The sequence below is a fragment of the Variovorax palleresanus genome (assembly GCF_051144945.1).
GTDB classification, from domain to species: Bacteria; Pseudomonadota; Gammaproteobacteria; order Burkholderiales; family Burkholderiaceae_C; genus Variovorax; species Variovorax paradoxus_S.
The window spans coordinates 527,593-552,965 of record NZ_JBJNVP010000002.1 but is presented as its reverse complement, the minus strand read 5'-3'; the positions used below and the strand labels follow the sequence as shown (position 1 = coordinate 552,965).

Below are 25,373 nucleotides of genomic sequence, written 5' to 3'. Positions count from 1 at the left end.
TATGAAAGAAGGCAAGGGCAAGCGGCTCTTCATCAACGAAGTAGCCACCCGCGACGGCTTTCAGATGGAAAGCCGCTTCATTCCGACCGACGACAAGATCGCGCTGGTCGACCGTTTGAGCACGCTGGGCTACGCCAAGATCGAGGTGACCTCGTTCACCTCGGCCAAGGCGATTCCGGCGCTGCGCGACGGCGAAGAGGTGATGCAGCGCATTGCGCGCCGGCCTGGCGTGGTCTACACCGCGCTGGTGCCGAACCTACGCGGGGCCGAGCGCGCACTGGAGAGCCGCATCGGCGAATTCAACGTCGTCATGTCGGTGAGCGAAACCCACAACCTCAGCAACCTGCGCATGACGCGTGAGCAGTCGTTCGCGCAGTTGGCCGAGGTCATCGCTTTGGCCAGGCAGGCCGGCGTGCCCGTGAACGTCTCGCTCTCGTGCGTGTTCGGCTGCCCCATGGAAGGCGAAGTACCGGTGGCTGCAGTGCTGGAATGGATCGACCGCTTCGCGGCGCTGCGGGTGCAGGGCATCACGCTGTGCGACACCACGGGCATGGCGTTTCCCACGCAGGTGCAGGCCCTCTGCGAGGCCGTGATGGCAAGGCACCCCGGCCTGCAATGGACCGCGCACTTTCACAACACGCGCGGCATGGGGCTGGCGAACACGGTGGCGGCGGTCGAGGCGGGCATCGAGCGGCTGGACATGTCGCTGGGCGGCATCGGCGGCTGCCCCTACGCACCCGGCGCCACCGGCAACGTGGCCACCGAGGACGTGGTGCACATGCTGCAATGCATGGGCTACGACACCGGCATGGATCTCGAAGGCCTGATCGGCGCCGCGTCGGAGCTCGAGGCCCTGGTGCAGCACGACTTGCCGAGCCAGGTCGCCCGTGCCGGACATCGGCTCACGCGGCATGCGCCGCCGCCGGATTTCAACGACATCGCGGCGCGTGCGCATGCGCGCCGCGGCAAGGAGCTGAACGCATGATCGACCATCTGGACCACCTGGTGCTGACCACCACCGACGAAGAGGCCTGCACCCGCTTCTATGTCGATGCGATGGGCATGGCGCTGGAGACTTTCGGCGCCAACCGCAAGGCCTTCCGCTTCGGCAACCAGAAGATCAACCTGCACGTGAAGGGCCACGAGTTCGAGCCCAAGGCGCAGCTGCCCACGCCGGGTTCGCTGGACCTGTGCTTCATTGCGAGCGTGCCGCTCGAGGACGTGATCGCGCGGCTGAAGGACAAGGGCGTGCCGATCCTCGAAGGCCCGGTGATGCGCACCGGCGCCACGTCGCGCATCCGCTCGGTCTATATGCGCGACCCCGACCTGAATCTCATCGAGATATCCGAGCTGGCGCCCTGACGGGCCGGCCGGGAAGACAAGCTGCAAAAAACATCGGAGACAAAACCATGAAACCCATTCATCGCATTCTGGCCACCGCAAGCCTTGGCCTCGCACTCACGGCCTCGGCTGCTTCCGCGGCCTCCGCTGCCGGCGCCGACACATGGCCCGCCAAGCCGATCACCTTCATCGTGCCCACCGCACCCGCGGGGTCCACCGACATCATTGCGCGCATGGTGGCCGACCCGCTGCAGCGCGCATTGGGCCAGCCCATCGTGGTCGACAACAAACCGGGCGCCAGCGGCAACATCGGCACCGAGGCCGTGGCGCGCGCCGCGCCCGACGGCTACACGCTGCTCATGCAGTATTCGGGCTACCACGTCGGCAACCCCGCGCTCTTTCCGCAGATCAAGTGGAACCCGACCAAGGACTTCGTGCCCGTGGCGCTGGTGATGCGCGCACCGCACGTCGTCGCGGTGAGCGGCAAGCTGCCGGTCAGCTCGATGAAGGAGCTGGTCGAATACGGCAAGAAGAAGAAAGAGGGCGGCCTGTTCTACGCCTCGTCGGGCAACGGCTCCATCCAGCACATCGCGGGCGAGCTGCTGTCGCGGCAGGCAAAGCAGCCGATGACGCACGTGCCCTACAAGGGCTCGGGTCCAGCCATCAACGACCTGATCGCGGGCAACGTCGACATGTTCATCACCACGCCGCCCTCGGTCATCGGCCACTTCGCGGGCGGGCGCATCAAGCCGCTGGCCTACACCGGCAGCAAGCGCCATCCGTCGATGCCCGACGTGCCGACCTCGGCCGAGGCCGGGCTCCCGGGCTACGAGGTCGAATCGTGGTTCGCGGTGTTCGCACCGGCAAAGACACCGCCCGACGTCGTTGCCAAGCTCAGCGCCGAGATCAAGAAAATCGTCGAGAGCGAGCCGTTCCGCAAGAAGGTGGACGAGCAGGGCGCCTTCGCCACCTACATGGACCCGGCCGCATTGGGCAAGTTCGTCGACCAGGAACTGGCGGCCTGGGCGAAGGTGATCAAGGCGGCGGACATCAAGCCAGAGTGACCCGGCTTGGCCGTAACGCGCTACGGCTTGACGCCGAGCACCGAGAGAATGATGGCTGCCAAGGTCAGCGTGACTGGCAGTCGGTGCGACGCCAGGGCTTGCACCCGCGCAATCGACAGCTTCGACGCGAGAAACAGGTTCTTTTCGGAATGAAGAGGTGTGGTCATATCGATACTCCTGAATGGCAGCGGGCGACTTGCCCGCATGCCTCAAAGATAGTCATCGCAAGGCACCGCGGCACGGGCCTTTGCGCGACACCGCGTTTCCGTTTTTGCAACGATCCCCGCGGAACCAGGTCAGAGTAGCTGCGAAGAATTAGCCGGCAATGAGCTTCTGCACCAGCTCCGCCGTGGTCGCCGCCGCGTACTTGCGCATCAGCCGCGCGCGGTGCAACTCCACCGTGCGGTGGCTGATGCCCAACGCCTTGCCGATCTCCTTGGACGTGAGCCCGCGCATCACCTGCGCCGCCACCTCGCGCTCGCGCGGCGTGAGCTCGGCTTTGACCGCGCGGCGCGATCCCAGGTCTTCGAAGGTCCAGATGCCGGCCTCGTGCGGCGCGGCCCGGTTCATGGCGTGGCCGGTGACGTGGCACCAGAAGGTTTCCCCGGCAATGGCGCCGTGCAGGCCGCCCAGGCGCTTCATCATGCGGTTGTCGGCATAGCGGCCGCTGGCGTTGAGGAAGGGCTCCATGCGCTTGCCGATACGCTCGAACTCGGCCACGCTCGGGTAGAGAATGCTGAACGAATGCCCGACCAATGCAGAGGGCGTTGCACCGAAGATCTCGCACACCCGCTCGTTGCAGGCCACGATGGTGCGGTTGCGCGAAACCACCATGCCCACGGGGGCATGTTCGAAAGCCAGGCGGTAATCGATCTCCTGCATCGGGGGTCACCATTACGAAATACTACGTATATGAGTACGTAGTATCGTTCAAGGCTCTTCAAAAGCTTTCGCCAACTCTCCACCATCCATCAAGGAGCCCGAGTGAACAAGATTTATCCCTCCGCAGACGCGGCACTCAAGGGGGTCGTGGCCGACGGGCAGACGCTCGCGGTCGGCGGCTTCGGCCTGTGCGGCATTCCCGAGGCGCTGATCGATGCGCTGCACGACTCCGGCGTCAAAGATCTCACCTGCATCTCCAACAACGCGGGCGTCGACGGCTTCGGCCTCGGCAAGCTGCTCGAGACGCGGCAGATCAAGAAGATGATCGCGTCGTACGTGGGCGAGAACAAGGAGTTCGAGCGCCAGTACCTCGCGGGCGAGCTCGCGCTGGAGTTCACGCCCCAGGGCACGCTGGCCGAAAAGCTGCGCGCGGGCGGCGCGGGCATTCCGGCCTTCTTCACCAAGACCGGCGTTGGCACGCAGGTGGCCGAGGGCAAGGAGCTGCGCGAGTTCGACGGCGAAACCTACGTGATGGAACGCTCGCTGGTGCCCGACGTGGCACTGGTCAAGGCCGACGTGGCCGACAAGTCGGGCAACCTGCGTTTTCGCCTCACGGCGCGCAATTTCAACCCCGCCGCCGCCATGGCCGGCAAGATCTGCATCGTCGAAGTCGAGAAGATCGTCGAAGTGGGTGAACTGGCCCCAGACGACATTCACTTGCCGGGCATCTACGTGCACCGCATCGTGCTGAACGCCAAGCCCGAGAAGCGCATCGAAAAGCGCACCGTGAGCGCGGCCGCCCCGACCGATGCGGCCGCCGCCAAGGTCGAAGCGCAGGCCGCCATTGCGCAGGCCGCCGCCGGCAGTGAAGTGCCCGCCCCCGTCAAGAACAACAAAGGAGCCTGAGATGCCCTGGACCCAAGACCAAATGGCCGCGCGTGCGGCGCAAGAACTCGAAGACGGCTTCTACGTGAACCTGGGCATCGGCATTCCCACGCTGGTGGCCAACTTCGTCGGCGACAAGGAAGTGTGGCTGCAAAGTGAGAACGGTATGCTGGGCATCGGCCCGTTCCCGACCGAAGACCAGGTCGACGCCGACCTGATCAACGCCGGCAAGCAGACCGTCACCACGCTGCCCGGCTCGGCCATCTTCGGCAGCCACGACAGCTTCGCGATGATCCGCGGCGGCAAGATCAACCTCTCGATCCTCGGCGCGATGCAGGTCAGCGTGCAGGGCGACCTCGCCAACTGGATGATCCCCGGCAAGATGGTGAAGGGCATGGGCGGCGCCATGGACCTGGTGGCCGGCGTGAAGCGCGTCATCGTGCTGATGGAGCACGTGGCCAAGAAGAAGGACGGCACCGAGGACCTGAAGATCCTCGAGAAGTGCACGCTGCCGCTGACCGGCGTGGGCGTGGTCGACCGCATCATCACCGACCTGGCCGTGATGGACGTGGTGCCTGAAGGCCTCAAGGTGGTCGAGCTTGCGCCGGGCGTGAGCTTCGATACGCTGCAGGCGAAGACGGGGGCCAAGCTGATCCAGTAGGCCGTACGCACTGCGACGACATCGACAAGGGCCGCTCTCGCGGCCCTTGTCGTTGGGGGAGGGCACTGTCTTTTCGCGCCGAGCTCACGCGCCCAGTGCGGCCCGCACCTTCTCGCCGAGCCCGCGCAGGCGCTCGACCGGTTCGTTGGAGAACACGAAACGCAGGTATTGCGTGCCGTGCGTTTCGCCCCAGCCTTTCATCGCGGTCGCGCACACACGTGCCTTCAACAGGCGTTCGGACAACGCCTGCCCGTCGATGCCGAAATCGCTGGTACGCAGCAGCAGCGACCAACCGCCGCCCGGCACGCCGACAGGGAGGCCCCGGAGTTCGTCGAGCACCGTGTCGCGCCGCCGTTCCAGTTCGGCCACATAGGGTGTGAGCGTGTTCGCCGACTGTTCGAGCGCCGTCGCCACCGCATCCTGCGCAATGCCCACCGGCACTACCACGTTGGCGAGCGACACAGCCACCAGGTCGGGCATGTACGCCTCGGGCGCGATGGTCCACCCGACGCGCCAGCCGATCATGCGCAGCTCCTTGGCCGACGAGCCCACTGTGATCGTGCGCTCCGCCATGCCGGGAAGACCGGCCGGATGAATCACCCGGCGGCCGTCGAACAGCAGCCGCTCCATGGCGGTGTCGAGGATGAGCGTGAGGTCGTGCCGCACGCACAGCGTGGCAATGGCGCGCCAGTCGTCTTCGCCCAAGTAGCCGCCGGTCGGCATCGAGGGCGACATCAGCAGCATCACGCGCACGCGCGGGCCGATGGCGGCCTGCAGCGCTGCGCGATCGAGCTTCCATTCACCGCCGGGCGTGAAGACGAAGGGCACGTACTTCGGCGTCCCACCTGCGAGCCGGATGCGATTGAGCAGCCCCGCGTAGGTCGGGTCGGTCACCAGCACCTCGTCGCCCACCTCGACCGTCGCGAGCAGCGCGTTGAGGATGCCCGAGAGGCCGCCCGCCGAGATCACGCAGTTGCGCGCGCTGTAGTCCACCCCCGAGAGCGCCGACACATGCCGCGCGGCAACCTCGCGCAGGCGCGACTGGCCGACGAAGGGCAGGTAGCTGTTGTCCGCATCTTCCGAAGCGGCGCGCACGGTGCGCGCGATGGCCTCGGGGTCCGGCGGAATGTCGACGTCGAGGTTTTCGAGGCGGAGAAAGGGCGGCCCGTCCGCATCGTCGGCAATGGCGCCCATGCGGTCGACGCCGATGCCTGCAATGTGTTCGAGCCTTGCGGGACGATGGCGTGGCATGCGATCTCCTGGTGGCTACAGACCCTGCTTGCGTGGGCGCGGCGACCGTGGCGGCGCGCCGTGCCTGTCTTCGGATTCTTCCGCATTCTGCGGCAACAGCAGCAGCGGCTGCTGGGCCTGCGCCGTCTCGCGCAGGAAGCTCCACACGGCCTGCATGCGCACCAGGTGCTTGGTCTCGGCCGGCATCGACATCCAGAACGTGCGCGTGAAGTTCGCCTGGCCCTCCAGCACCGGGCGCAATGCCGGGTCCCGCTCGGCCACGAAGGCCGGGAGCACCGCAATGCCGGCGCCCGCCACCACCGCCTGGTGCTGGGCGAGCACGCTGGTGCTGCGCAGCGCAAAGGCGTCGGGGCGATGCAGTTCGTCGAGGTACTGCAGTTCCTTGCTGAAGAGCAGGTCGTCCACGTAGCTGATGAAGGTGTGGCCGCGCAGGTCTTCGCGCGTCTTGATGGGCTTGTGCGCGGCCAGGTACTCCTTCGACGCGTAGAGCCGCAGCGTGTAGTCGGTGAGCTTGGTCACCACCACGGCGCCGCGTGCCGGCCGCTCCAGCGAAATCACGATGTCGGCTTCGCGGCGCGACAGATGCACCAGGCGCGGCATCGCCAGCAGGTCGATGGTGAGTTTGGGGTGCTGCTGCGCAAACCGTGCAAGCTGCGGCGCCAGCACCACGGTGCCGAAGCCTTCGGTCGCGCCGATGCGGATCAGCCCCGACAGGCCCTCCTGCGAGGCCGGCGCGGTGCTTTCCACCGCCCGGAACGCGCTCTCCATGGCCTCGACCTGCGGCTGCAGCTTGCGGCCCGCTTCGGTGAGCCGGTGGCCGCCCGCCTCACGCGAGAAAAGCGGCGCGCCCACTTCCTTTTCGAGCGCCTGGATGCGCCGCGCCACCGTGGTGTGATCCACCTCCAGCCGGCGCGCCGCGCTCATCAGCGTGCCCGAGCGGGCCAGCTCCAGAAAGTAGCGAAGGTTGTCCCAGTCCATGTGCGTGCGTCCCGTGGCGTTGGCTCTGCATTTTTGCAAAGCGATAGCGCATATTTGTCTATTGTCATGGCAAATCTGCAAAGCTAGGATGCGGCTTGAACCTGCCATCCAGGCCCGTATTCACAGGAGACAAAACCCCATGGACGCCACCACCACCCCCAAGACCCAGGTCGCCACCGTCAAGCTGTTGATCGGCGGCAAGTTCGTCGAATCGAAGACCACCGAATGGCGCGACATCGTCAACCCGGCCACGCAAGAGGTGCTGGCCCGCGTGCCCTTTGCCACGCAGGCCGAACTCGACGCCGCCGTGGCCTCCGCCAAAGACGCCTTCAAGACCTGGCGCAAGACGCCCATCGGCGCGCGCGCCCGCATCTTCCTGAAGTACCAGCAGCTCATTCGCGAGAACATGGGCGAACTGGCTGCCATCCTCACGGCCGAGCAGGGCAAGACGCTGCCGGACGCGGAGGGCGACGTGTTCCGCGGCCTCGAAGTGGTCGAGCACGCATCGAACATCGGCAACCTGCAGCTCGGCGAGCTGGCCAACAACGTGGCCAACGGGGTCGACACCTACACGCTGCTGCAGCCGCTGGGCGTGTGCGCCGGCATCACGCCGTTCAACTTCCCGGCCATGATCCCGCTGTGGATGTTCCCGATGGCCATCGTCACCGGCAACACCTTCGTGCTGAAGCCTTCGGAGCAAGACCCGATGGTGACCATGCGCCTTTGCGAGCTGGCGCTCGAAGCCGGCATTCCGCCCGGCGTGCTGAACGTGGTGCACGGCGGCGAAGCCGTGGTCAACGGCATCTGCGACCACAAGGACATCAAGGCGATCAGCTTCGTCGGCTCGACCAAGGTCGGCACGCACGTCTACAACCGCGCCACGCTGGCCGGCAAGCGCGTGCAATGCATGATGGGTGCGAAGAACCACGCCATCGTGATGCCCGACGCGAACAAGGAGCAGACCCTCAACGCACTGGCGGGCGCGAGCTTCGGTGCGGCGGGCCAGCGCTGCATGGCGGTGTCGGTGGCGGTGCTGGTGGGCGAGGCCCGCAACTGGGTGCCCGAGCTCATCGAGAAGGCCAAGACGCTGAAGATCGGTGCCGGCACCGAGAAGGGCGTGGACGTGGGCCCGCTGGTCTCGTGCGCTGCTTTTGAGCGCGTCAACGGCCTCATCGAACGCGGCGTGGCCGACGGCGCCAAGCTCGAGCTCGACGGCCGCAAGCCTACGGTGCCCGGCTACGAGAAGGGCAACTTCGTCGGCCCGACGATCTTCTCGGGCGTGAAGCCCGGCATGACGATCTATGACCAGGAGGTGTTCGGGCCCGTGCTCTGCGTGGCCGACGCCGAGAACATCGACGAGGCGATCGAGCTGATCAACAGCAACCCGAACGGCAATGGCACGGCCATCTTCACGCAGTCGGGTGCCGCGGCGCGCCGCTTCCAGGAAGACATCGACGTGGGCCAGGTCGGCATCAACGTGCCGATTCCGGTGCCGGTGCCGATGTTCTCGTTCACCGGTTCGCGTGCTTCCAAGCTCGGCGACCTGGGCCCCTACGGCAAGCAGGTCATCATGTTCTACACGCAGACCAAGACCGTGACGGCACGCTGGTTCGACGACAGCACCGTGTCCCATGGCGTGAATACGACCATCAGCCTCAAGTAAAGAAACCGGGCGAATGGACTTCGAACTTTCAGAAGAGCAGCGCGCCTTCGCGCAGAGTGCGCGGGATTTTGCACAGGCCGAATTCGCGCCGCATGCAGCGCGGTGGGATGCGGAGGCCATCTTTCCGAAAGAGGCCATCGCCAAGGCCGGCGAACTGGGCTTCTGCGGGCTCTATGCGCCCGAGCGCGTCGGCGGCCTCGGCTTGCCGCGGCTCGACGCGGCGCTGGTGTTCGAGGAGATGGCCGCGGTCGATCCGTCGACCACGGCCTTCATCACGATCCACAACATGGCCACGTGGATGCTCGGCACCTGGGCGACCGATGCGGTTGCCAAGCAGTGGGGCGAAGACTTGACGAGCGGGCGCAAGCTCGCTTCCTACTGCCTCACCGAACCGGGCGCCGGATCGGATGCGGGCTCGCTCAAGACGCGCGCCGAGCTGCAGGGAGATGAATACGTCATCAACGGCGGCAAGGCCTTCATCTCGGGTGCGGGCGCGACCGACATGCTGGTGCTCATGGCGCGCACGGGCGGCGGCGGCGCGGGCGGCATCTCGGCCTTTGCGGTGCCGGCCGACGCGCCGGGCGTGAGCTACGGCAAGAAGGAGCACAAGATGGGCTGGAACAGCCAGCCCACGCGCACCATCAACTTCGACAACGTGCGCGTGCCGGCCGAGAACCTGCTGGGCAAGGAAGGCGAGGGCTTTCGCATTGCCATGAAGGGGCTCGACGGCGGGCGCATCAACATCGCGACCTGCTCGGTGGGCGCGGCGCAGGGCGCGCTCGATGCGGCCCGCCGCTACCTGCACGAGCGCCAGCAGTTCGGCAAGCCGATCGCGAGCTTTCAGGCCTTGCAGTTCAAGCTGGCCGACATGGCAACCGAGCTGGTCGCGGCGCGGCAGATGGTGCGGCTCGCGGCAAGCAAGCTCGATGCGGGCCATGCCGATGCCAGCACCTATTGCGCCATGGCCAAGCGCTTTGCGACCGATGCAGGCTTCAACGTGTGCAACGACGCACTGCAGCTGCACGGCGGCTACGGCTACCTGAGCGAGTTCCCGCTGGAGCGGCTGGTGCGCGATACCCGCGTGCACCAGATCCTCGAAGGCACCAACGAGATCATGCGCGTGATCGTTGCGCGAAAATTGCTGGAAGGGGACAGCGACATCCGCTGAAACCCCGCATCCAGAACCTCTCAAGACAATGACCGACTCCGTAGTTCTCTTCGACGAAATCAAGACCGCCGGCGGCCAGCGCTTCGGCGTTGCCACGCTCAACGCACCGGCCTCGCTCAACGCGCTTTCCGTGGACATGGTGCGCCTGCTCACGCCCAAGCTGCGCGAATGGGCGGCCGACAATGGCATCGTCGGCGTGCTGCTGCAGGCCGCGGGCGAGAAAGCCTTCTGCGCCGGCGGCGACTTGCGCCAGCTGTATCAAACCCTGCTTGAATGCGGTCCCGCACGCAACACCTACGCCGAAGATTTCTTCCGCGAGGAGTACGAGCTCGACCACCTGATCCACACCTTTCCCAAGCCCTTCCTGTGCTGGGGCCACGGCATCGTGATGGGCGGTGGCGTGGGTCTGATGTCGGGCTGCTCGCACCGCGTGGTCACGGCGCAGAGCCGCATCGCCATGCCCGAGATCGCCATCGGCCTGTACCCCGATGTGGGCGGAAGCTGGTTCCTCCGGCGCACGCCCGGCCGCACGGGCCTCTTCCTGGCGCTGACGGCTGCGAACCTCAATGCGGCCGATGCCATCTTCTGCGGATTGGCCGACGTGCTGGTGCCGCACGAGCGCAAGGGCCAGGTGCTCGAAGCGATTGCGGCCGCACGCTGGAGTGGGGACCAGAAGACCGACCGCGCCGAACTCTCGCGCATTCTTGCGCGCGCCGGTGAGGGCGCCGCAATGCCGGCCTCGAAGGTGCGCGAGCACTACGACACCATCAACGCGCTGATGGCCGGCGACGACCTGCTCGACATCGCGAAGCGCCTGCGCAACCTGCAGAGCGACGATCCGTGGCTGCAGTCCGCGTCCAAGACCTTCATGAAGGGCGCCCCGAGCTCGGCCGCGCTGAGCTTCGAGCTTTGGCAGCGCGTGCACCGCATGTCGCTGGCCGAGGTGTTCCGGCTCGAATACTGGGCCTCGCTGGGCTTTTGCGCGCACAAGGACTTTGCCGAGGGCATCCGCGCGGTGCTGATCGACAAGGACCGCAATCCACGCTGGAACCCCGCCACCATCGAAGAGATCACGCCCGCGTTCATCGAAGACCACCTGCGTCCGCGCGGAGAGATGCCCGCGGAACTGGCTGCGCTGGCCTGAGCCTCTTCACAAATACAACGGAGACAAGCAAATGAAAATCGCATTCATCGGACTCGGCAACATGGGCGGCCCCATGGCGCTGAACCTGCGCAAGGCGGGTTACGCAGTCAAGGCCTTCGACCTCTCGGGCGAGGCCTGCAAGAAATACGCTGCCGAAGGCCTGCCCATTGCCGCATCGGCTGCCGAATCGGTGGCCGATGCAGACGTGGTCATCAGCATGCTCCCGGCCAGCGCGCACGTGGAAGGCCTGTTTCTCGGCAGCGCGGGCAAGCCGGCGCTGCTCGACAGCATTCGCGCCGGCGCGCTCGTGATCGACAGCAGCACCATCGCGGCCGCCACCTCGCGCAAGGTGGCCGAGGCGGCCGCCGCCAAGGGCATTGCAATGATCGATGCGCCGGTTTCCGGCGGCACGGGCGGCGCGATTGCCGGCACGCTGACCTTCATGGTCGGCGGCGAAACCGACGACCTCGACCGCGCGCGTCCGGTACTCGAGAAGATGGGCGCCAACATCTTCCACGCGGGCGGCATCGGCGCGGGCCAGACCGCGAAGATCTGCAACAACATGCTGCTCGGCATCCTGATGATCGGCACATCCGAGGCGCTGGCGCTGGGCGTTGCCAACGGGCTCGATCCCAAGGTGCTGTCCGAAATCATGCGGCGCAGCTCCGGCGGCAACTGGGTGCTCGAAAAGTACAACCCGATGCCCGGCGTGATGGAAACCGCGCCCGCATCGAAGAACTACGCGGGCGGATTCGGCACCGACCTGATGCTCAAGGACCTCGGCCTCGCACAGGAAAACGCCACGGCCGTGCGTGCAGCCACGCCGCTCGGCGGGCTGGCGCGCAGCCTCTATGCGGCGCACAGCCTCGCGGGCCATGGCGCGCTCGATTTCTCAAGCGTGCTGAAGCTGGTGCAGAAGTCGTCGTCCTAGCGTCTCTAGCCTCTAGCCGAACAGCGCGTCGTTGGCCCACAGAAGGGCCAGCACGCCCACGAACAGCAGCAGAAACACGACCCATGCGCGTGTGAACGCCTGGGTCTCCGTGACCTCGGCGGGAGCCGTTTCGGGCGGATTAGGGGCGCTGGGCGTGTGTGGGTTCATTCCCGACTGTACCTTGCGGTCGCGGCCGCCGCGTCAGAGCAGCTCGATGCCCGGCAAACTCTTGAAGCAGCTCTCGCGCGTGATGCGCACGAAGTCCGCCAGCCACGGCTGGCCCGAAGTGCCCTGCGTGCAGGCCATGTAGAGCCGCCCCGTCAGGCCCTTGCTGCTCACGCGCCGCGCCGTCACGTAGCCGCGGTCCAGATAGTTCTGCACTGCCCAGAGCGGCAAGGTCGCCACGCCGCGGCCGCTGGCCACCAGCTGCAGCATTGCGACCGTGAGCTCGGTCGTGCGCCGGTGCGCGGGCTCCACGCCGGCCGGTGCCAGCACCTGCCGCACGATGTCGAGCATCTCGTCCGGCACCGGGTAGGTGATGAGCGTCTGGTCGGCAAAATGGCGCGCCGTGAGATGCGTCTTGGCCGCGAGCGCATGGTCGTTGGCAAGCAGCGCGACGATCTCGAAGCGGAACAGCGCGTGGTAGTCCACCGTCTCGTCGGGGTCCTCTTCGGAGACGATCGCCACTTCGGCGCGGTTCTGCATCACCAGCGCGATCGGGTCGGGGTGAAAGCCCGAGACGATGTCGAGTTCGATCTCCGGCCAGCGCTGGCGGAAGGCGTCCATGGCCGGCATCAGCCAGTCGAAGCAGGTGTGGCACTCGACCACGATGCGCAGCTGCCCGCTGCGTCCCAAGGCAAGCCGCGCCACGTCGCGCTCGGCTTCTTCCACCAGCGGCAGCGCGGTATCGGCCAGCTGCAAGAGCCGCAGCCCGGTGGTGCTGAACTGCGGCGGGACCGACTTTCGCTCGAAGAGCTGTGCGCCGTAGCGGTCTTCGAGCAGCTTGATCTGGTGCGACAGCGCCGATTGCGTGAGGTTGAGCAATTGCGCCGCGCGCACCAGGCTGCCGGTGTCGCGCAGCGCAACGAGCGTGCGCAGGTGGCGTATCTCGAGGATCGACTGCAACATGAATGAATTTCAAGTGAAAGGGCAAAACGTTTCGTTTGAATCATATGCCCCAAAGCCCGACCATTGCGGATTCTCAAGATACAGCGACCGGATTACCTGCAATGACCACCCGCATCCACACCCTCGGCTTTCCGCGCATGGGCGCCAACCGGGAACTCAAGTTCGCACTCGAAAAGCACTGGCGCGGCGAGATCGACCGCGCCGCGCTCGAAGCCGTCGGCGAACAGCTGCGCGAACGCCACTGGCAGGCCCAGCGCGACGCGGGGCTCGACTACGTGGCCGTGGGCGACTTTGCGTACTACGACCAAGTGGCCAACCACATCCAGCTGCTCGGCTGCGAACCCGAGCGCTTCGGGTTCAAGGGCGACGAGCCCGAGTTGTCGCGCTACTTCAAGATGGCGCGCGGCGTGGAAGACGAGGCCGACCACGTGCACGATGTCAGCTGCAACCACGGCCACGAAGGCACCTTCGCGCTCGAGATGACCAAGTGGTTCGACACCAACTACCACTACCTCGTGCCGGAGTTCACCGCGGCCACGCAGTTCAAGCTCGCATCGACGCGGCTGTTCGACGAAGTGGCGCAGGCGCAGCAGGCCGGGCATGCGGTCAAGGCCGTGCTGCTCGGGCCGCTGAGTTTCCTGTACCTCGGCAAGGAAAAAGAAGCCGGCTTCGACCGCTTCTCGCTGCTCGACGCATTGCTGCCCGTGTATGAAGAGGTGCTGAACCGCCTCAAGCAGCAGGGCGTGGAGTGGGTGCAGATCGACGAGCCCATCCTCGGCCTGGACCTGCCCGATGCCTGGCGCAACGCCTTCGAGCGCGCCTACTGGCAACTGGCTCGCAGCGCGCCCAAGCTGTTGCTGGCCACGTACTTCTCGCCGCTCTCGGACAACCTGCGCCTCGCCTGCCAGCTGCCCGTGGCCGGCCTGCACGTGGACGCCGTGCGCGCGCCGCAGGATCTGACCGGCGTGGCCGACTGGCTCTCCGCACACAAGGTGCTGTCCGTCGGCATCGTCGACGGCCGCAACATCTGGCGCACCGACCCCGACGCGGCGCTGGCCACGCTGCGCCCGGTGGTCGACAAGAACCGCGGCGAGCTGTGGATTGCGCCGTCCTGCTCGCTGCTGCATGTGCCGTTCAGCCTGGCCGCCGAAAACAAGCTCGATGCGGAACTCAAGTCATGGCTCGCCTTTGCAATCGAGAAGCTCGACGAGCTGCGCGTGCTGCGTGCCGTGCTCGACGGCCGCGAAGGCTCGGTGGCCGAAGAACTCAAGGCCGCGCGCGCGGCAGTGGCCGCGCGGCGCAGCAGCCCGCGGGTGCACCGCGTCGACGTGGCACTGCGGCTGGCACGCAGCGTGGCCGGGGATGACCAGCGCACGTCCGCATTCGGTCGGCGGCAGTTGGTGCAGCGCGCGCGCTTCGCATTCCCCGCGCTGCCCACCACCACTATCGGCTCATTTCCGCAGACCAAGGAGATACGCGCCGCGCGTGCCACCTTCAAGCGCGGCGAGCTCGATGCAGCAGGCTACCGCGAGAAGATGCGCGCCGAGATTGCACTGGCCGTGCGCAAGCAGGAAGAACTGGGCATCGACGTGTTGGTGCACGGCGAAGCCGAGCGCAACGACATGGTCGAGTACTTCGGCGAACAGCTCGACGGCTTTGCCTTCACCGCCAACGGCTGGGTGCAGTCGTACGGCTCGCGCTGCGTCAAGCCGCCGGTCATCTTCGGCGACGTGGCGCGCCCCGCGCCCATGACCGTCGAGTGGACTGCTTATGCGCAGAGCCTCACCAAGCTGCCGATGAAGGGCATGCTGACCGGGCCGGTCACCATCCTGCAATGGTCCTTCGTGCGCGACGACCAGCCGCGCAGCACCACCTGCGAGCAGATTGCCTGGGCGATCCGCGACGAGGTGGTGGACCTCGAGGGTGTCGGCATCGGCATCATCCAGATCGACGAGCCCGCGATCCGAGAGGGCCTGCCGCTGCGCCGCGCCGGCTGGCCGGCCTACCTGAAGTCGGCCACGCGGGCCTTTCGCATCAGCGCCTCGGGCGTGCGCGACGAGACGCAGATCCACACCCACATGTGCTATTCGGAGTTCAACGACATCCTGCCGGAGATCGCGGCCATGGATGCCGACGTGATCACCATCGAGACCAGCCGTTCCGACATGGAGTTGCTGCGCGCGTTCGGCGGATTGGGTGGCGAGAACGATGCGGGCGGCTTCCGCTACCCGAACGAGATCGGCCCCGGTGTGTACGACATCCATTCGCCGCGCGTTCCCACGGTGGAAGAGATCGTGCGCCTGATGCGCAAGGCCTCCGGTGTGGTGCCGCTCGAGAACCTCTGGATCAATCCGGATTGCGGCCTGAAGACCCGCGGCTGGCCCGAGACGGAGGCCGCGCTGTCGAACATGGTGGCGGCTGCGAAGCTGCTGCGCAAGGAATTGGCGACCGCCTGAAGCCCGGGGCGGGAGAGGGCGGCCATGGCAAGCGCCAATCAATAATGGCGCATGGTTGCCTTTTCAGTTTCACCGAGACGCTTCTTCCTCGCACCCGTCGTTCTTCTCCTGTCGTTGTTGCTCGCACCCGTCATGGGCTGGGCGCAAGACCGTGCCCAGGCCCTGCTGCAGTTCGAGGGCGTGCAGGCGCGCTACCAGGCGGCCTATGCGCCGGGGGCAGTGTCGCGCGATGCGCGCCAGCTGCTGGAGCCCTCCGACCAGGCCATTGCCGACAAGGCGCTCCAGTCGCTGGACGCGGCTGCTGCGCGGTCGTTCGACGTGGCCGCATCCGTTGCGGCAATCCAGCAGGAAGTGGCGGCTGCCGGCAAGGGCGGCGCGGCGCCGGGCCCGCAGGTGCAGGCCGCCGTGGCCCGGTTCTCGAAGCTGCGCGCCGACTACGCCGCGATGGACGACGCGGGCAAGCTGGAGTTCTTCAACCGTGAGCGCGCGAAGCTGGCCGATCCCGCACGCACGGAACTGCTCGAGCGCATGGCCGTGGCCGACGTGCGCGAAGTCGATTTTTCGAGCCAGCTGCTGCTGAGCTCCGTCGTCAAGCAGCTGGCGCGCGGCAACGCGAGCCAGTTCACTTCCTTGCCCGACCGCACGCTCGACATGGCCGTCGACACGCTGTGGTCGCGCGGCGTCACGTCGCCGCGCCCGCGCAACCTGCTGATCGTGGCGCGCGAGTTCGAAAAGCAGGTCACGCAGGCGTTGCTCGCTGCCCTGCCGGATGCGGACGTGGCCGCCTTGCTCGCATGGCGCAACGATGCGCAGGCCGCGGCCGAGCGCGAAGCACTGGTGGGCAGCTACCGCGCCGAGGTCAAGGCAAGCGGCGCCGTGGCGATCCGGACGCTGGTGCGCGGCTGGCCCCGCTCTTGACCGCCGCGCGCGCAGTGGCGTACTTGTCAGGCGCCAAGGCATAGGGCGAACGCCGCATTGCAGGGCGCGGTGGCTGGCATGCAACGTGCATCGCTGTGCTGCGCGATACTCGTCGCCTGGACGAAGACCCATCGCTCGTGATGAGCACTTTCGCCCTCCCGTCCAGAAAGTTCCCCGTCATTGTTTCAGTTTCATGAACACTGCGATTCGATTGGCTAGGGTTTTCCCTGCTAATTGAGGCGCAAACTTCGAGGCATCCAAAGCCCGATCAAGAAGGAAATTGAAATGAAGACCTCGAACATCCTCGCCGCCGCCGCTCTCTCCCTGCTCGCCGCCGCTGGCGCCCACGCAGAAACCTACGAAGGCGTGCAGCCCCTGAGCGCCGGCTACAGCCGTGCCGACGTGGCACCGCAAGCCGCAGCCGCCGCCCGCGAAGGCAACGCCTACAGCGACGCTGCTTCGGCCGTCGTGGCTCCGGTGCTGGCTTCGGCCGACCGCGCCGAAGTTCGCAACGAAGCCGTTGCCGCCGCGCACGCACCCGGCCAGAATCTGCGCCGCGAAGCCTTCGCAGGCAGCGTGATCCCTTCGCAAGCTCGCAGCTTCACGCGCCAGGCCGGCCTGTAATCAGGGCAGGCTCGGGAACAGCGGCAGCACGCCGCTTGCCCCAGCAACAACAAAAAGCCGGACGGTGCCCAAAGCGCCGTACGGCTTTTTGCTTTTTGGCGCGAAGCATGGGTAGATGGCAGGGTAGTACGAATGGCCAGGCGGGGGAAACACATGCAACGCCTGGCGCCTGCCCGTCCTACGATGTCAGCCTCACCCGTACGAAGGAGTTGCCATGCCTCTCTATCTGATCGAACGCACCTTTGCCGATGCACTCGAGGTCTCGCCCGAGGGCGCGGCCAGCATCATGCGCATCAACGACGACGTCGGGGTCCGCTGGCTGTATTCGTTCTTGAGCGCCGACAAGAAGAAGACCTACTGCCTGTACGAGGCGCCCAGCGCAGAGATGATCCGCGAGGCGGCGCAGCGCAACGGGTTGCCGGCCGACGTGGTGATCGAGGTCGACGAGCTGCGCCCGCCTGCGGTGCAGGCCGAGGCCGTTGTGGTCTGAACCGGCAGCGAGCGGCCCTGCGCCGCTCGTTTGCTCTCCGGCTATTTCGACCGCGGGTCGTCCGCCGGATTGACGTAGGTGACGCCCCACGGGCCGGTGCCGTGAAGCTGCACCACGGTTTCCTCCTGGGTCCATGCAAAGTGCGGCGTCTTGGCCTGCAGGATCATCATGCCGCCCGTGGCCACGGGCATCGACTTTTGCATGTCGAGCTTGTCGCCCACGCCCATGTGGAAGGTGCCCGAGAGCACGGTCACCCGCTCGACGGCCGGATGCCAGTGCGGCGGAATCCGGTAGTTGGCCGGCACTTTGATGCGCACCGTGAAGGGCACGGCCTCGCTCATCGGTCCTTCGAGCACCGCGAGTTTTGCGCCCGGCGGCAGCGAGGGAACGTCGGCCCATTTCAAGTCGGCGGCCGAAATCATCCGGTGGTCAGCGGTCTGGGCCCAACTCGTCGCGATGGCCGCTATCAGGGTGGCTCCGATCGCCCAGGCAGCAAATGGTTGGCGTGTCATGGTCTTTCCTTTCCAGTTCACCGGCGAGCGCCGCCGGGGCGCGAGCGGGAGGCGGGGCTTTCTCTACAGCCGCACCACGTCGCCCTTCAATGAATAAAGAATGGCGACCACCTCGTTCTTTTCGGCCTGGTCGTAGCCGTTCTTGGACATCGCCGCCAGGATGTCGTCGATTGCGGCGACCAGTTCCTGCTCGTTGATGTTCATGCCCTTGTGCGCCGTCACCAGGTCCTTGCCGGTGTAGCACTGCGGGCCACCGCTGCCGGCGCAGAGGAACTCGACCACGTGGCGCTCCACCTCGGGGCGGTTGCTGTTCGCGAAGCGGGAACGAATCAGCGGGTTGTTGTAGTGGTTCTCGACCACGTCGGTCACGAGCCGCTGGATGCGCTCCTCGCCGCCGAGCCGTTCATAAAGGGTTGCGGGCATACGAGACACTCCTTCTGGTTTGCCGACCCGGCGGCGCCGGGCCTGGGACAGACCATAGGACGGCCGGCGCGGCCGCACATCGCCCGAATTGACCATTTGGGCCGCGCGCGGCCAGTGGCTAGCGGCCGGCAGCGGACGCCGTCGAGCCTTCGGACGCCACGCGATGGCGGTGCGCCCAGGCCGCGGCCTCGGTGCGGCTGCGGCAGTCGGTCTTGGAGAGGATGTGGCGCACGTGGTGGGCCACCGTGTGCGGGCTGATGAACAGCCGCTGCGCGATCGCCTGGTTGCTGTGGCCGGCACTGAGCAGCCGCAGCACGTCGACTTCGCGCGGGCTCAGGCCCTCGGGCGCCGCAGGTGATCGAGCGGCGCCTTCGAGTTCGCGCTGCAGCGCCTCGCAGCGACGGGCGAGGCCGGCCATGCCGAGCTCGCGACCGATCGAAAGCGCCGCTTCCAGATGCGATTTGGCGGCCGCCTCATCGCCGCCGCGCCGGGCCAGCCACCGTGCCCATTCGAAGCGGCTGTGCGCGAGCCAGGGCCGGCTGCCGCCTTGCTCGTCGAGTGCGGCCGCGGCCGCGAAATGGAGCGCGGCGCTCTCGTCGTCTCCCGCCAGTGCGGCCAGCATGCCGCGGTAACGGTCCACGGCGCCAAAGCAGGCAATGTTGGTGCCGGTGACCACGTTGCGCCCGGCATAGGGCTCGAGCAGCTGGTAAAGCGTTGCCGCGCGCGGCAGATCGCCCAGGCGGGCGCAGACCTCGGCGGCAAAGACGATGTTGGTCAGCCACATGCCGTCGCGCGCAATGCCCGCAAAGTCGTCGGCCGCCAGCGCTTCGTAAGCCTCGCGGGCGGGCTCGTGCAGTTCGAGCTCGGCGCAGATCAGCGCGAGGCCGGGCTGCCACAGGCTGTTGCGCGGCACGCGGCCGACCAGCCCGCGCAGCACCGGCAGCACCTCGCCGAGCCGGCCCTGCTGGCGTCGCAGCACGAAGATCTGCAGGCTGTAGGCACCCTGCGCATTGCCGGACAAAAAGCGCTGCCCGAGCGTGAAGGTCTCGCCGGCCAGCCGTTCGGAATCCGCGAAGCGGCCTTCGTACGCAGCAAGCAGGGTGAGGCTGGCCAGGCCCATGGCCTGCATGAAGGGCTGGCGGATCGCGTCCGCCACGCGCGCGTGCACCTGCGCCAGCGAGCGCGCTGCGTCGAGCGCGCCTTTCTCGACCAGGTCGCCAAAGTACCAGCCGGTGAGCGAGTCGACCCATTCGAGATGTCCGGCGTGTTCCGCCACGTCGAAGGCTTCGCGCGCGCAGCGCAGGCGCTCCTCGAGCTGCCCCGGATCGCCGCGCGCCGGCAGGATCGCGGCCAGGGCCTTGAACAGCGGCCGCGGCATCGCCAGTTCGCGCGCCAGTGCCACCGCGCTGCGCTGCGCCGCATTGGCCTCAGGCTGTCGGCCGCAGAAGATGCAGGCGCGGCACAGCGCGGCGAGCAGGTCGACGCGCAGCGCGGCATCGAAGCGATCGGCCGCCGCGAGCGCTTCTTCGAGCAAGGCCGCCGCCTGTTCGCCCGGACCGCTGATGCGCCAGCCGTTGTTCTCGAAGCCGAGCGCGGCCTGCGCAAACAGCCCGGCATCGCCGAGCGCGCGCGCCAGCGTGGCGGCCTCCAGAAAGGTGGCGGCGGCGGCATCGTTTTCGCCGGCATGCGTCTGCACCGCGCCAAGAGCGAGCAGCAGGGCGCCGTGCCGCGCGCGCTCGGCCGGCAGCCAGCGCTCCTGCAGCTGCAGCGCGAGCCGGTAGCAGCGCAAGGCCTCTTCGTACGCCATCACCGCGACGGCCCGCGCGGCGGCGCGCTGCGCAATGTCCAGCGCGCGCGCCGGGCTGCCCACGGGCAGTGCCGCGGCCGCGTGGTAGGCCAGCTGCGCCAGCACCGCGTCGGGATCGGCGGCATGGCGCGCCTCGAGCGACTCGGCAATGCGCCCGTGCAGCGCGACGCGCCGTGCCGCGGGCAGCTCGTCGTAAAGCACTTCGCGGATCAGCACGTGGCTGAACTGGTACTGAGGTCCGGGCGGCAATATCTCGATGATCCGGTGCGACAGCGCTTCGTCGAGCCTGGCCAGCAGCTCGGCCTCGCTGTCGGCGCCGGCCAGCTCGGCCAGGAGCGGCAGGTCGAAGGCGCGGCCGATGCAGGCGGCAATCGCGAGCAGCGCACAGCAGGGCGCCGAGAGCCGGTTGAGCCGCTGGCCGATCACCGCGCGAATGCCGCCGGGCACGGTTTCGACCAGCGCCGCGGCTGCGTGCGGGTCGGTTCCGTACGGGCCCTGCAGCAAGAAGCGCAGCGTCTCCACCAGGTACAGCGGATTGCCCTCGGTGCGGCGGTGCATGGTCGCAATCACCGCGGGCGGCGGCGTCACGGCGCTGGCCGCTGCGACCATCCGCTCGGTTTCCTCCAGGCTCAGGCCCGGGAGCGGCAGTCGGCAGAACTGCCGCGTGTTCAACAGTTCGGCCAGCGTTGCGGCCAATGGGTGCTGGCGCGACAGATCCGCCTCGCGGTAGGAGCCGAGCAGCACGATGCGGCTCTCGCCGAGCTCTTGCGCAATGAAGGCCAGGAGCCGCAGCGACGAGGCATCGGCCCAGTGCAGGTTGTCCAGGATCAGGAGCAGCGGCCGCAGCGTTGCCACCTGACGCCAGAAATGCGCCACCGCGGCAAACAGGCGAAAGCGCGCCTGGTCGCCTTCGCCGATGGCCGGCACCGCGGTGCCTGGCGGCAGACGCTCGGCGAGTTCGGGTGCAATCTCGACCGCCGCGGCGGCGTCCCGACCGAGCAGCGCCGGCAGGCGCTCGTCGCGGCAGGCCCGCAGGCAGGCCTGCATGGCGCGCGTCCAGGGCAGGAATGGCGGCGCGCCGGGTTCCTCGAGGCAGCGGCCCCACAAGGTCAGCATGCCGCGCCGCACGGCCAGCGTTGCCACCTCTTGCGCCAGCCGGGTCTTGCCGATGCCGGCCTCTCCGCTGACCATGATCACGCGGCCACGCCCGGCCAGAGCACCGCCGAGCGCATCGTGCGCCACCTGCAGTTCGCCGCGGCGTCCCACGAAGGGCTCGGTCGCGCCCGCTACCGCGGGGCTCGCCACCGGCGCGGCGCCACAGGCCGGGCATGGCGCGTCGGCGTGCAGGCAAACGCGCCCGCAGCGATGACAAGCGATCCGATCCTGCATGGCCATGCCGCTCCTCGAGCTTTTCCGGCCATGGGGCCGGCATGTAACGAGTCTGCACGCGGTAAGCGCTTGTAGGGCTTAGGACTTACGCCACGCCGCGTGGAAGACTGCTGCCGAAGCGCGGAGCCTGAACCCAAAAAACGCCTGGTTACCGACCGCTGCGTTACCTGAAGTTTCACCGGGGCAGGGGCAGCCGGGCAGAGCTTCCGGGAGGGGTGGCCAGTGTAGACTGCCAGGTTTTTCGTTCTGGCGGTATGGCGCAAGTTTCACAGCGCACAGTTTTCAACGGTTCGGCGCTCGTTCGCTTGCTTTCCCGACTGGCCGATACGGGCGTCCGCGAACCCCGGCAAGCCACCGCGGATCGATTGAGCCAGTGGTTCGGCTGGACCGATGCCATTTCGCTGTCCGCGGCGCTGGAGGGAGTTCCGGCGGCTGCTTCTTCCCGGCAACGGGCTTTCGCGAACGCCGAGGAGCGGGAATGCGCCCGTGCGCGTACCGCGCTCGCCAATGCCATCGCAGAAGACGGCGCTGCCGCGGCAGCGGCCGACTTCGCGCCGTTCCGCCGTCGCTACTTTGCACTGCAGCAGGCCATGGAGGCGGGCATCGGCCCCCTGCGCGGGCGCCTGCGGGCGACGCTGGCGGCCAGGTCGCCGGCCATGGCCCGGCTGGCCGCCGTGGACGTGGTCATGGAGCAGGTTCTGGCTGCGCGCGAGCACAGCCTGCTGGCAGGCGTGCCTGCGCTGCTCGAAAAGCATTTCACCCGCCTGGGCGTCGAACCCCAGGCCGGCGAGTGGCTGCATGTGTTCCGCAAGGACATGAAGAACGTGCTGCTCGCCGAACTGGATTTCCGATTTCAACCGATCGAAGGGCTGCTCGAAGCCCTTCGCATGAGGCAACCAGAGTGCCATGAATAGATTTCTTCACTACGCTGTTTTTGCCGCGGGCCTGGCCGTCGTGTGCTGGGTTGGCGCGGGCTACGCCGGGTCGCATCCATTGGCGCTCATCGTCACGATGATCGTCGGCGCGTTCTACGTCATGGGTGCGCTGGAGCTGCACCGGTTCCAGCAGGCGACGTCCACCTTGAGCCGCGCCGTGGCCGACCTGTCCGCCGCTCCCGCGGACCTTGGCGCATGGCTCGGCCAGCTTCATCCGTCGCTGCGCAACGCGGTGCGCCTGCGCATCGAGGGCGAGCGTGTCGGCTTGCCCGGCCCGGCGCTCACGCCCTACCTGGCCGGACTGCTGGTGCTGCTGGGCATGCTGGGCACATTCCTCGGCATGGTGGTGACGCTCAACGGCACAGGGCTGGCGCTGGAGACCGCGACCGACCTGCCGGCCATCCGTGCCTCGCTGTCGGCTCCCGTCAAGGGCCTGGGGCTGGCGTTCGGCACCTCCGTGGCCGGCGTGGCCGCCTCGGCGATGCTCGGCCTTGCCTCGGCCCTGTGCCGGCGCGAGCGGCTGCAGGCCGGACAGATGCTCGACAGCAAGATCGCGACTGCGCTGCGTGTCTACTCCGAGACGCATCGGCGAGAGGCGTCGTTCCAGTTGCTCGAGCAGCAGGCGCAGATGATGCCCCGGCTGGTCGACCAGCTGCAGGCGATGATGGCCACGATGGAGCGCCAGGCCCAGGCCTTGAACGAGCGGCTCGTCACCGGCCAGGTGCACTTCCACACCCAGGCCGAGGCCGTGTATGCCGGGCTCGCCTCGTCGGTCGACCAGTCGCTGAAGCAGAGCCTGACCGAAAGCGCCCGCATCGCGGGCGCCACCATCCAGCCGGTCGTCGAAGCCACCATGGCGGGCATTGCACGCGAGACGGCTTCCTTGCACGACACCGTCGCACGCACCGTGCAGCAGCAGCTGGACGGCCTCTCGGGCCGCTTCGAGGCCGCCACGTCCAGCGTGGCCGACACCTGGAAGGCCGCGCTCGCCGAGCACGAGCGCACTTCCGAGGCGCTGGCCAAAGACTTGCGCGCGTCGCACGACCGCTTTGCCGAAACCTTCGAACAACGTTCGGCATCGCTGGTGGAAGGCGTGTCCGCCCATCTCGAAAGCACGGTGGGCAGCGTGTCGGACACCTGGGGCAATGCGCTCGCGCAGCATCAGCGCGTGAGCGAAAAACTGTCGGAGGACGCGCACCAGTCCTTCGCGGCGGCGGCGGCAGGCTTCGAGCAGCACGCGGCATCGCTGCTGCGCACCGTGGACCAGGCGCACGTCAACCTTCAGACGCAGATCGCGGCACGCGACGAGCAGCGCCTGTCGGCCTGGACGCAGGCGCTGGCGGCCATGGCCACGTCGCTGCAGCAAGAGTGGCGGCAGGCGGGCGCGCACGCGGAGGGCCAGCAGCAACAGCTTTTCCAGACCCTCGCACAAACCGCCCGCGACATGTCGGCGCAGGCGGAAGCCCACGCGAAGACCACGGTGGCCGAAATCGCCCAGCTCCTGCAGGCCGCGTCCGACGCGCCGCGCGTGGCGGCCGAAGTGGTGGCCGAGCTGCGCCAGAAGCTTTCCGACAGCATGGCGCGCGACAACGCGATGCTGGAAGAACGCAGCCGCATCATGGAAACGCTGGGCACCCTGCTCGACGCCGTGAACCATGCCTCCACCGAGCAGCGTTCGGCGGTCGACGCGCTGGTCGGCGCGTCGGCGGATGTGCTGGAGCGAGTCGGCAGCCGCTTCACCGACAAGGTCGAGGCAGAAACCGGAAAGATGGCCGGCGTTGCCGCACAGATCACCGGCAGCGCCGTCGAAGTGGCGAGCCTCGGCGAAGCCTTCGGTCTTGCCGTGCAGCTGTTCAGCGAATCGAACGACAAGCTGGTGGCCCATCTGCAGCGCGTCGAAGGCGCGCTCGGCAAGTCCATTGCGCGCAGCGACGAGCAGTTGGCCTACTACGTGGCGCAGGCGAGGGAAGTCATCGACCTCAGCATCATGTCGCAGAAGCAGATCGTCGAGGACCTGCAGCAGATTGCCGGCCGGCAGCAGGCCGTGGCGAGCGAAGCGTGATGCGGGACGACCTCGACGCCGGCCTGGAGCCGAGCGTGCCGGTGTGGGCAGTCTTCGGCGACCTGATGTCGGGCCTGGTCGGCGCCTTCGTGCTGATTCTGGTGGGAGCGCTCGGCATGCAGCTGGACCTCGCGGCAAAGCTGCAGGCAGAGGTGCAGCAGCGCCAGGCCGAAACGCAGCGCCGGGAGGCGCTCGAGCAGGCGTTGGCAGGGCCGCTCGCGGCGGGCAGGGTCACGCTCACCAACGGACGCATCGGCATCAGCGGCAGCGTGCTGTTTGCCTTCAACTCGGCCGACCTGCAGCCCGAGGGCCGCCAGGTGCTCAAGAGCCTGGCCGCGCCCGTGGCCGCCTACCTCCGCGCGCGTGACGAGGTGCTGATGGTGAGCGGCTTCACCGACGACCGGCAGATGCGGCAGACGAAGGAAGGCAACCGGCCGTTCACGGACAACTGGGAACTCTCGGCCCAGCGCGCCTTGACGGTGACGCGCGCGTTGATCGAAGAAGGCATTCCTTCGTCCTCGGTGTTTGCCGCGGCCTTCGGCTCCGAGCAGGCGGTGGCGTCCAATGCCGATGCCGAAGGACGGGCAAAGAACCGGCGCGTCGAAATGGCCCCCACGCCCCGCCAGCAGACCGGCGCCGGCGCGAAGGCCCGTGAGTAGTT

Annotated in this window: 25 protein-coding genes; 16 read left to right on the top strand and 9 right to left on the bottom strand. The window is 67.5% G+C overall.

Annotated features, from left to right (window positions below):
• Position 1: 1 nt before the first annotated feature.
• From ACJ7Z0_RS06365 to ACJ7Z0_RS06355, 3 genes are read left to right on the top strand one after another with little or no spacing between them, the layout of a single operon-like run.
• Complete coding sequence (locus tag ACJ7Z0_RS06365) at positions 2-985, top strand: hydroxymethylglutaryl-CoA lyase (protein WP_434792618.1); 984 nt, start codon at positions 2-4, stop codon at positions 983-985.
• Positions 982-1,362, top strand: a complete 381-nt coding sequence (locus tag ACJ7Z0_RS06360; protein WP_431130482.1) for a VOC family protein — start codon at positions 982-984, stop codon at positions 1,360-1,362. The genes ACJ7Z0_RS06365 and ACJ7Z0_RS06360 overlap by 4 nt, the downstream gene beginning before the upstream one ends.
• Before the next feature lie 47 nt (positions 1,363-1,409).
• The gene (locus ACJ7Z0_RS06355) at positions 1,410-2,405 is read left to right on the top strand and encodes a Bug family tripartite tricarboxylate transporter substrate binding protein (protein WP_434789152.1); all 996 of its coding nucleotides are present in this window, start codon (positions 1,410-1,412) and stop codon (positions 2,403-2,405) included.
• A 20-nt stretch (positions 2,406-2,425) separates the two neighbouring features.
• Here the strand turns inward: ACJ7Z0_RS06355 and ACJ7Z0_RS06350 are convergent, their stop codons facing one another.
• Positions 2,426-2,572, bottom strand: a complete 147-nt coding sequence (locus ACJ7Z0_RS06350) for a hypothetical protein (RefSeq protein WP_434789151.1) — start codon at positions 2,570-2,572, stop codon at positions 2,426-2,428.
• A gap of 148 nt (positions 2,573-2,720) precedes the next feature.
• Positions 2,721-3,287, bottom strand: coding sequence for a LuxR C-terminal-related transcriptional regulator (locus tag ACJ7Z0_RS06345; RefSeq protein WP_307576419.1), 567 nt, complete (start codon positions 3,285-3,287; stop codon positions 2,721-2,723).
• A gap of 102 nt (positions 3,288-3,389) precedes the next feature.
• On the opposite strand from ACJ7Z0_RS06345, the gene ACJ7Z0_RS06340 reads away from it, so the two are divergent.
• Positions 3,390-4,193, top strand: a complete 804-nt coding sequence (locus tag ACJ7Z0_RS06340; protein WP_434789150.1) for a CoA transferase subunit A — start codon at positions 3,390-3,392, stop codon at positions 4,191-4,193.
• Between the two features lies 1 nt (position 4,194).
• Positions 4,195-4,833: a 3-oxoacid CoA-transferase subunit B gene (locus tag ACJ7Z0_RS06335; RefSeq protein WP_055805780.1), complete on the top strand. Its 639-nt coding sequence runs from the start codon at positions 4,195-4,197 to the stop codon at positions 4,831-4,833.
• 84 nt (positions 4,834-4,917) lie between these two features.
• Here the strand turns inward: ACJ7Z0_RS06335 and ACJ7Z0_RS06330 are convergent, their stop codons facing one another.
• Positions 4,918-6,084, bottom strand: a complete 1,167-nt coding sequence (locus ACJ7Z0_RS06330; protein ID WP_434789149.1) for a pyridoxal phosphate-dependent aminotransferase — start codon at positions 6,082-6,084, stop codon at positions 4,918-4,920.
• 15 nt (positions 6,085-6,099) lie between these two features.
• Positions 6,100-7,062 (bottom strand): LysR family transcriptional regulator, encoded by a 963-nt coding sequence (locus tag ACJ7Z0_RS06325; protein ID WP_434789148.1) that lies wholly within the window; start codon positions 7,060-7,062, stop codon positions 6,100-6,102.
• Positions 7,063-7,201: 139 nt separating this feature from the next.
• On the opposite strand from ACJ7Z0_RS06325, the gene ACJ7Z0_RS06320 reads away from it, so the two are divergent.
• Genes ACJ7Z0_RS06320 through mmsB form a run of 4 tightly spaced genes read left to right on the top strand, consistent with a single transcriptional unit; the run spans position 7,202 to position 11,968 of the window.
• Positions 7,202-8,725 carry a CoA-acylating methylmalonate-semialdehyde dehydrogenase gene (locus tag ACJ7Z0_RS06320; protein WP_307576426.1) on the top strand — a complete coding sequence of 508 codons (1,524 nt, stop codon included), beginning with the start codon at positions 7,202-7,204 and terminating at the stop codon, positions 8,723-8,725.
• A gap of 13 nt (positions 8,726-8,738) precedes the next feature.
• A complete protein-coding gene (locus ACJ7Z0_RS06315; RefSeq protein ID WP_434789147.1) occupies positions 8,739-9,893 on the top strand; it encodes an acyl-CoA dehydrogenase family protein in 1,155 nt (384 codons plus the stop codon).
• A gap of 28 nt (positions 9,894-9,921) precedes the next feature.
• Positions 9,922-11,037 carry an enoyl-CoA hydratase/isomerase family protein gene (locus tag ACJ7Z0_RS06310; protein ID WP_434789146.1) on the top strand — a complete coding sequence of 372 codons (1,116 nt, stop codon included), beginning with the start codon at positions 9,922-9,924 and terminating at the stop codon, positions 11,035-11,037.
• A 31-nt stretch (positions 11,038-11,068) separates the two neighbouring features.
• Positions 11,069-11,968 carry a 3-hydroxyisobutyrate dehydrogenase gene (gene mmsB, locus ACJ7Z0_RS06305; protein ID WP_434789145.1) on the top strand — a complete coding sequence of 300 codons (900 nt, stop codon included), beginning with the start codon at positions 11,069-11,071 and terminating at the stop codon, positions 11,966-11,968.
• Positions 11,969-11,980: 12 nt separating this feature from the next.
• Here the strand turns inward: mmsB and ACJ7Z0_RS06300 are convergent, their stop codons facing one another.
• Positions 11,981-12,136: a hypothetical protein gene (locus tag ACJ7Z0_RS06300; RefSeq protein ID WP_434789144.1), complete on the bottom strand. Its 156-nt coding sequence runs from the start codon at positions 12,134-12,136 to the stop codon at positions 11,981-11,983.
• Between the two features lie 33 nt (positions 12,137-12,169).
• Complete coding sequence (locus tag ACJ7Z0_RS06295; RefSeq protein ID WP_434789143.1) at positions 12,170-13,096, bottom strand: LysR family transcriptional regulator; 927 nt, start codon at positions 13,094-13,096, stop codon at positions 12,170-12,172.
• Between the two features lie 101 nt (positions 13,097-13,197).
• On the opposite strand from ACJ7Z0_RS06295, the gene metE reads away from it, so the two are divergent.
• The 4 genes from metE (at position 13,198) to ACJ7Z0_RS06275 (ending at position 17,584) form a co-directional block, all read left to right on the top strand.
• Positions 13,198-15,552 carry a 5-methyltetrahydropteroyltriglutamate--homocysteine S-methyltransferase gene (gene metE / locus ACJ7Z0_RS06290; protein WP_434789142.1) on the top strand — a complete coding sequence of 785 codons (2,355 nt, stop codon included), beginning with the start codon at positions 13,198-13,200 and terminating at the stop codon, positions 15,550-15,552.
• 117 nt (positions 15,553-15,669) lie between these two features.
• A complete protein-coding gene (locus ACJ7Z0_RS06285; protein ID WP_434789141.1) occupies positions 15,670-16,470 on the top strand; it encodes a hypothetical protein in 801 nt (266 codons plus the stop codon).
• A gap of 285 nt (positions 16,471-16,755) precedes the next feature.
• A complete protein-coding gene (locus ACJ7Z0_RS06280) occupies positions 16,756-17,094 on the top strand; it encodes an alpha/beta hydrolase (protein WP_434789140.1) in 339 nt (112 codons plus the stop codon).
• 214 nt (positions 17,095-17,308) lie between these two features.
• Positions 17,309-17,584: a DUF4242 domain-containing protein gene (locus ACJ7Z0_RS06275; RefSeq protein WP_431130538.1), complete on the top strand. Its 276-nt coding sequence runs from the start codon at positions 17,309-17,311 to the stop codon at positions 17,582-17,584.
• A gap of 41 nt (positions 17,585-17,625) precedes the next feature.
• Here the strand turns inward: ACJ7Z0_RS06275 and ACJ7Z0_RS06270 are convergent, their stop codons facing one another.
• The 3 genes from ACJ7Z0_RS06270 to ACJ7Z0_RS06260 form a co-directional block, all read right to left on the bottom strand.
• On the bottom strand, positions 17,626-18,096 hold the full coding sequence (locus tag ACJ7Z0_RS06270) for a cupin domain-containing protein (protein ID WP_434789139.1): 471 nt from the start codon (positions 18,094-18,096) through the stop codon (positions 17,626-17,628).
• 63 nt (positions 18,097-18,159) lie between these two features.
• Positions 18,160-18,519 carry a group I truncated hemoglobin gene (locus tag ACJ7Z0_RS06265; RefSeq protein ID WP_434789138.1) on the bottom strand — a complete coding sequence of 120 codons (360 nt, stop codon included), beginning with the start codon at positions 18,517-18,519 and terminating at the stop codon, positions 18,160-18,162.
• 118 nt (positions 18,520-18,637) lie between these two features.
• Positions 18,638-21,715: a helix-turn-helix transcriptional regulator gene (locus tag ACJ7Z0_RS06260; RefSeq protein WP_434789137.1), complete on the bottom strand. Its 3,078-nt coding sequence runs from the start codon at positions 21,713-21,715 to the stop codon at positions 18,638-18,640.
• 254 nt (positions 21,716-21,969) lie between these two features.
• Between ACJ7Z0_RS06260 and ACJ7Z0_RS06255 the strand changes: the two genes are divergently transcribed.
• The 3 genes from ACJ7Z0_RS06255 to ACJ7Z0_RS06245 are packed head-to-tail and all read left to right on the top strand — an operon-like array spanning position 21,970 to position 25,371.
• The gene (locus tag ACJ7Z0_RS06255; RefSeq protein ID WP_434789136.1) at positions 21,970-22,629 is read left to right on the top strand and encodes a DUF3348 domain-containing protein; all 660 of its coding nucleotides are present in this window, start codon (positions 21,970-21,972) and stop codon (positions 22,627-22,629) included.
• Positions 22,622-24,712 carry a DUF802 domain-containing protein gene (locus ACJ7Z0_RS06250; protein WP_434789135.1) on the top strand — a complete coding sequence of 697 codons (2,091 nt, stop codon included), beginning with the start codon at positions 22,622-22,624 and terminating at the stop codon, positions 24,710-24,712. The genes ACJ7Z0_RS06255 and ACJ7Z0_RS06250 overlap by 8 nt, the downstream gene beginning before the upstream one ends.
• Positions 24,712-25,371 (top strand): OmpA family protein, encoded by a 660-nt coding sequence (locus ACJ7Z0_RS06245; protein WP_431130550.1) that lies wholly within the window; start codon positions 24,712-24,714, stop codon positions 25,369-25,371. The genes ACJ7Z0_RS06250 and ACJ7Z0_RS06245 overlap by 1 nt, the downstream gene beginning before the upstream one ends.
• Positions 25,372-25,373 lie beyond the last annotated feature (2 nt).

Bases quoted from the DNA above. Each gene is read 5' to 3' on its own strand.
- ACJ7Z0_RS06325 (WP_434789148.1), bottom strand. From the start codon at position 7,062: ATGGACTGGGACAACCTTCGCTACTTTCTGGAGCTGGCCCGCTCGGGC.
- ACJ7Z0_RS06300 (WP_434789144.1), bottom strand. From the start codon at position 12,136: ATGAACCCACACACGCCCAGCGCCCCTAATCCGCCCGAAACGGCTCCC.
- ACJ7Z0_RS06245 (WP_431130550.1), top strand. From the start codon at position 24,712: ATGCGGGACGACCTCGACGCCGGCCTGGAGCCGAGCGTGCCGGTGTGG.
- ACJ7Z0_RS06345 (WP_307576419.1), bottom strand. From the start codon at position 3,287: ATGCAGGAGATCGATTACCGCCTGGCTTTCGAACATGCCCCCGTGGGC.
- ACJ7Z0_RS06360 (WP_431130482.1), top strand. From the start codon at position 982: ATGATCGACCATCTGGACCACCTGGTGCTGACCACCACCGACGAAGAG.
- metE (WP_434789142.1), top strand. From the start codon at position 13,198: ATGACCACCCGCATCCACACCCTCGGCTTTCCGCGCATGGGCGCCAAC.
- ACJ7Z0_RS06350 (WP_434789151.1), bottom strand. From the start codon at position 2,572: ATGACCACACCTCTTCATTCCGAAAAGAACCTGTTTCTCGCGTCGAAG.
- ACJ7Z0_RS06270 (WP_434789139.1), bottom strand. From the start codon at position 18,096: ATGACACGCCAACCATTTGCTGCCTGGGCGATCGGAGCCACCCTGATA.
- ACJ7Z0_RS06310 (WP_434789146.1), top strand. From the start codon at position 9,922: ATGACCGACTCCGTAGTTCTCTTCGACGAAATCAAGACCGCCGGCGGC.
- ACJ7Z0_RS06295 (WP_434789143.1), bottom strand. From the start codon at position 13,096: ATGTTGCAGTCGATCCTCGAGATACGCCACCTGCGCACGCTCGTTGCG.
- ACJ7Z0_RS06355 (WP_434789152.1), top strand. From the start codon at position 1,410: ATGAAACCCATTCATCGCATTCTGGCCACCGCAAGCCTTGGCCTCGCA.
- ACJ7Z0_RS06365 (WP_434792618.1), top strand. From the start codon at position 2: ATGAAAGAAGGCAAGGGCAAGCGGCTCTTCATCAACGAAGTAGCCACC.
- ACJ7Z0_RS06315 (WP_434789147.1), top strand. From the start codon at position 8,739: ATGGACTTCGAACTTTCAGAAGAGCAGCGCGCCTTCGCGCAGAGTGCG.
- ACJ7Z0_RS06335 (WP_055805780.1), top strand. From the start codon at position 4,195: ATGCCCTGGACCCAAGACCAAATGGCCGCGCGTGCGGCGCAAGAACTC.
- ACJ7Z0_RS06280 (WP_434789140.1), top strand. From the start codon at position 16,756: ATGAAGACCTCGAACATCCTCGCCGCCGCCGCTCTCTCCCTGCTCGCC.
- ACJ7Z0_RS06250 (WP_434789135.1), top strand. From the start codon at position 22,622: ATGAATAGATTTCTTCACTACGCTGTTTTTGCCGCGGGCCTGGCCGTC.
- ACJ7Z0_RS06320 (WP_307576426.1), top strand. From the start codon at position 7,202: ATGGACGCCACCACCACCCCCAAGACCCAGGTCGCCACCGTCAAGCTG.
- ACJ7Z0_RS06275 (WP_431130538.1), top strand. From the start codon at position 17,309: ATGCCTCTCTATCTGATCGAACGCACCTTTGCCGATGCACTCGAGGTC.
- ACJ7Z0_RS06255 (WP_434789136.1), top strand. From the start codon at position 21,970: ATGGCGCAAGTTTCACAGCGCACAGTTTTCAACGGTTCGGCGCTCGTT.
- ACJ7Z0_RS06260 (WP_434789137.1), bottom strand. From the start codon at position 21,715: ATGCAGGATCGGATCGCTTGTCATCGCTGCGGGCGCGTTTGCCTGCAC.
- mmsB (WP_434789145.1), top strand. From the start codon at position 11,069: ATGAAAATCGCATTCATCGGACTCGGCAACATGGGCGGCCCCATGGCG.
- ACJ7Z0_RS06265 (WP_434789138.1), bottom strand. From the start codon at position 18,519: ATGCCCGCAACCCTTTATGAACGGCTCGGCGGCGAGGAGCGCATCCAG.
- ACJ7Z0_RS06330 (WP_434789149.1), bottom strand. From the start codon at position 6,084: ATGCCACGCCATCGTCCCGCAAGGCTCGAACACATTGCAGGCATCGGC.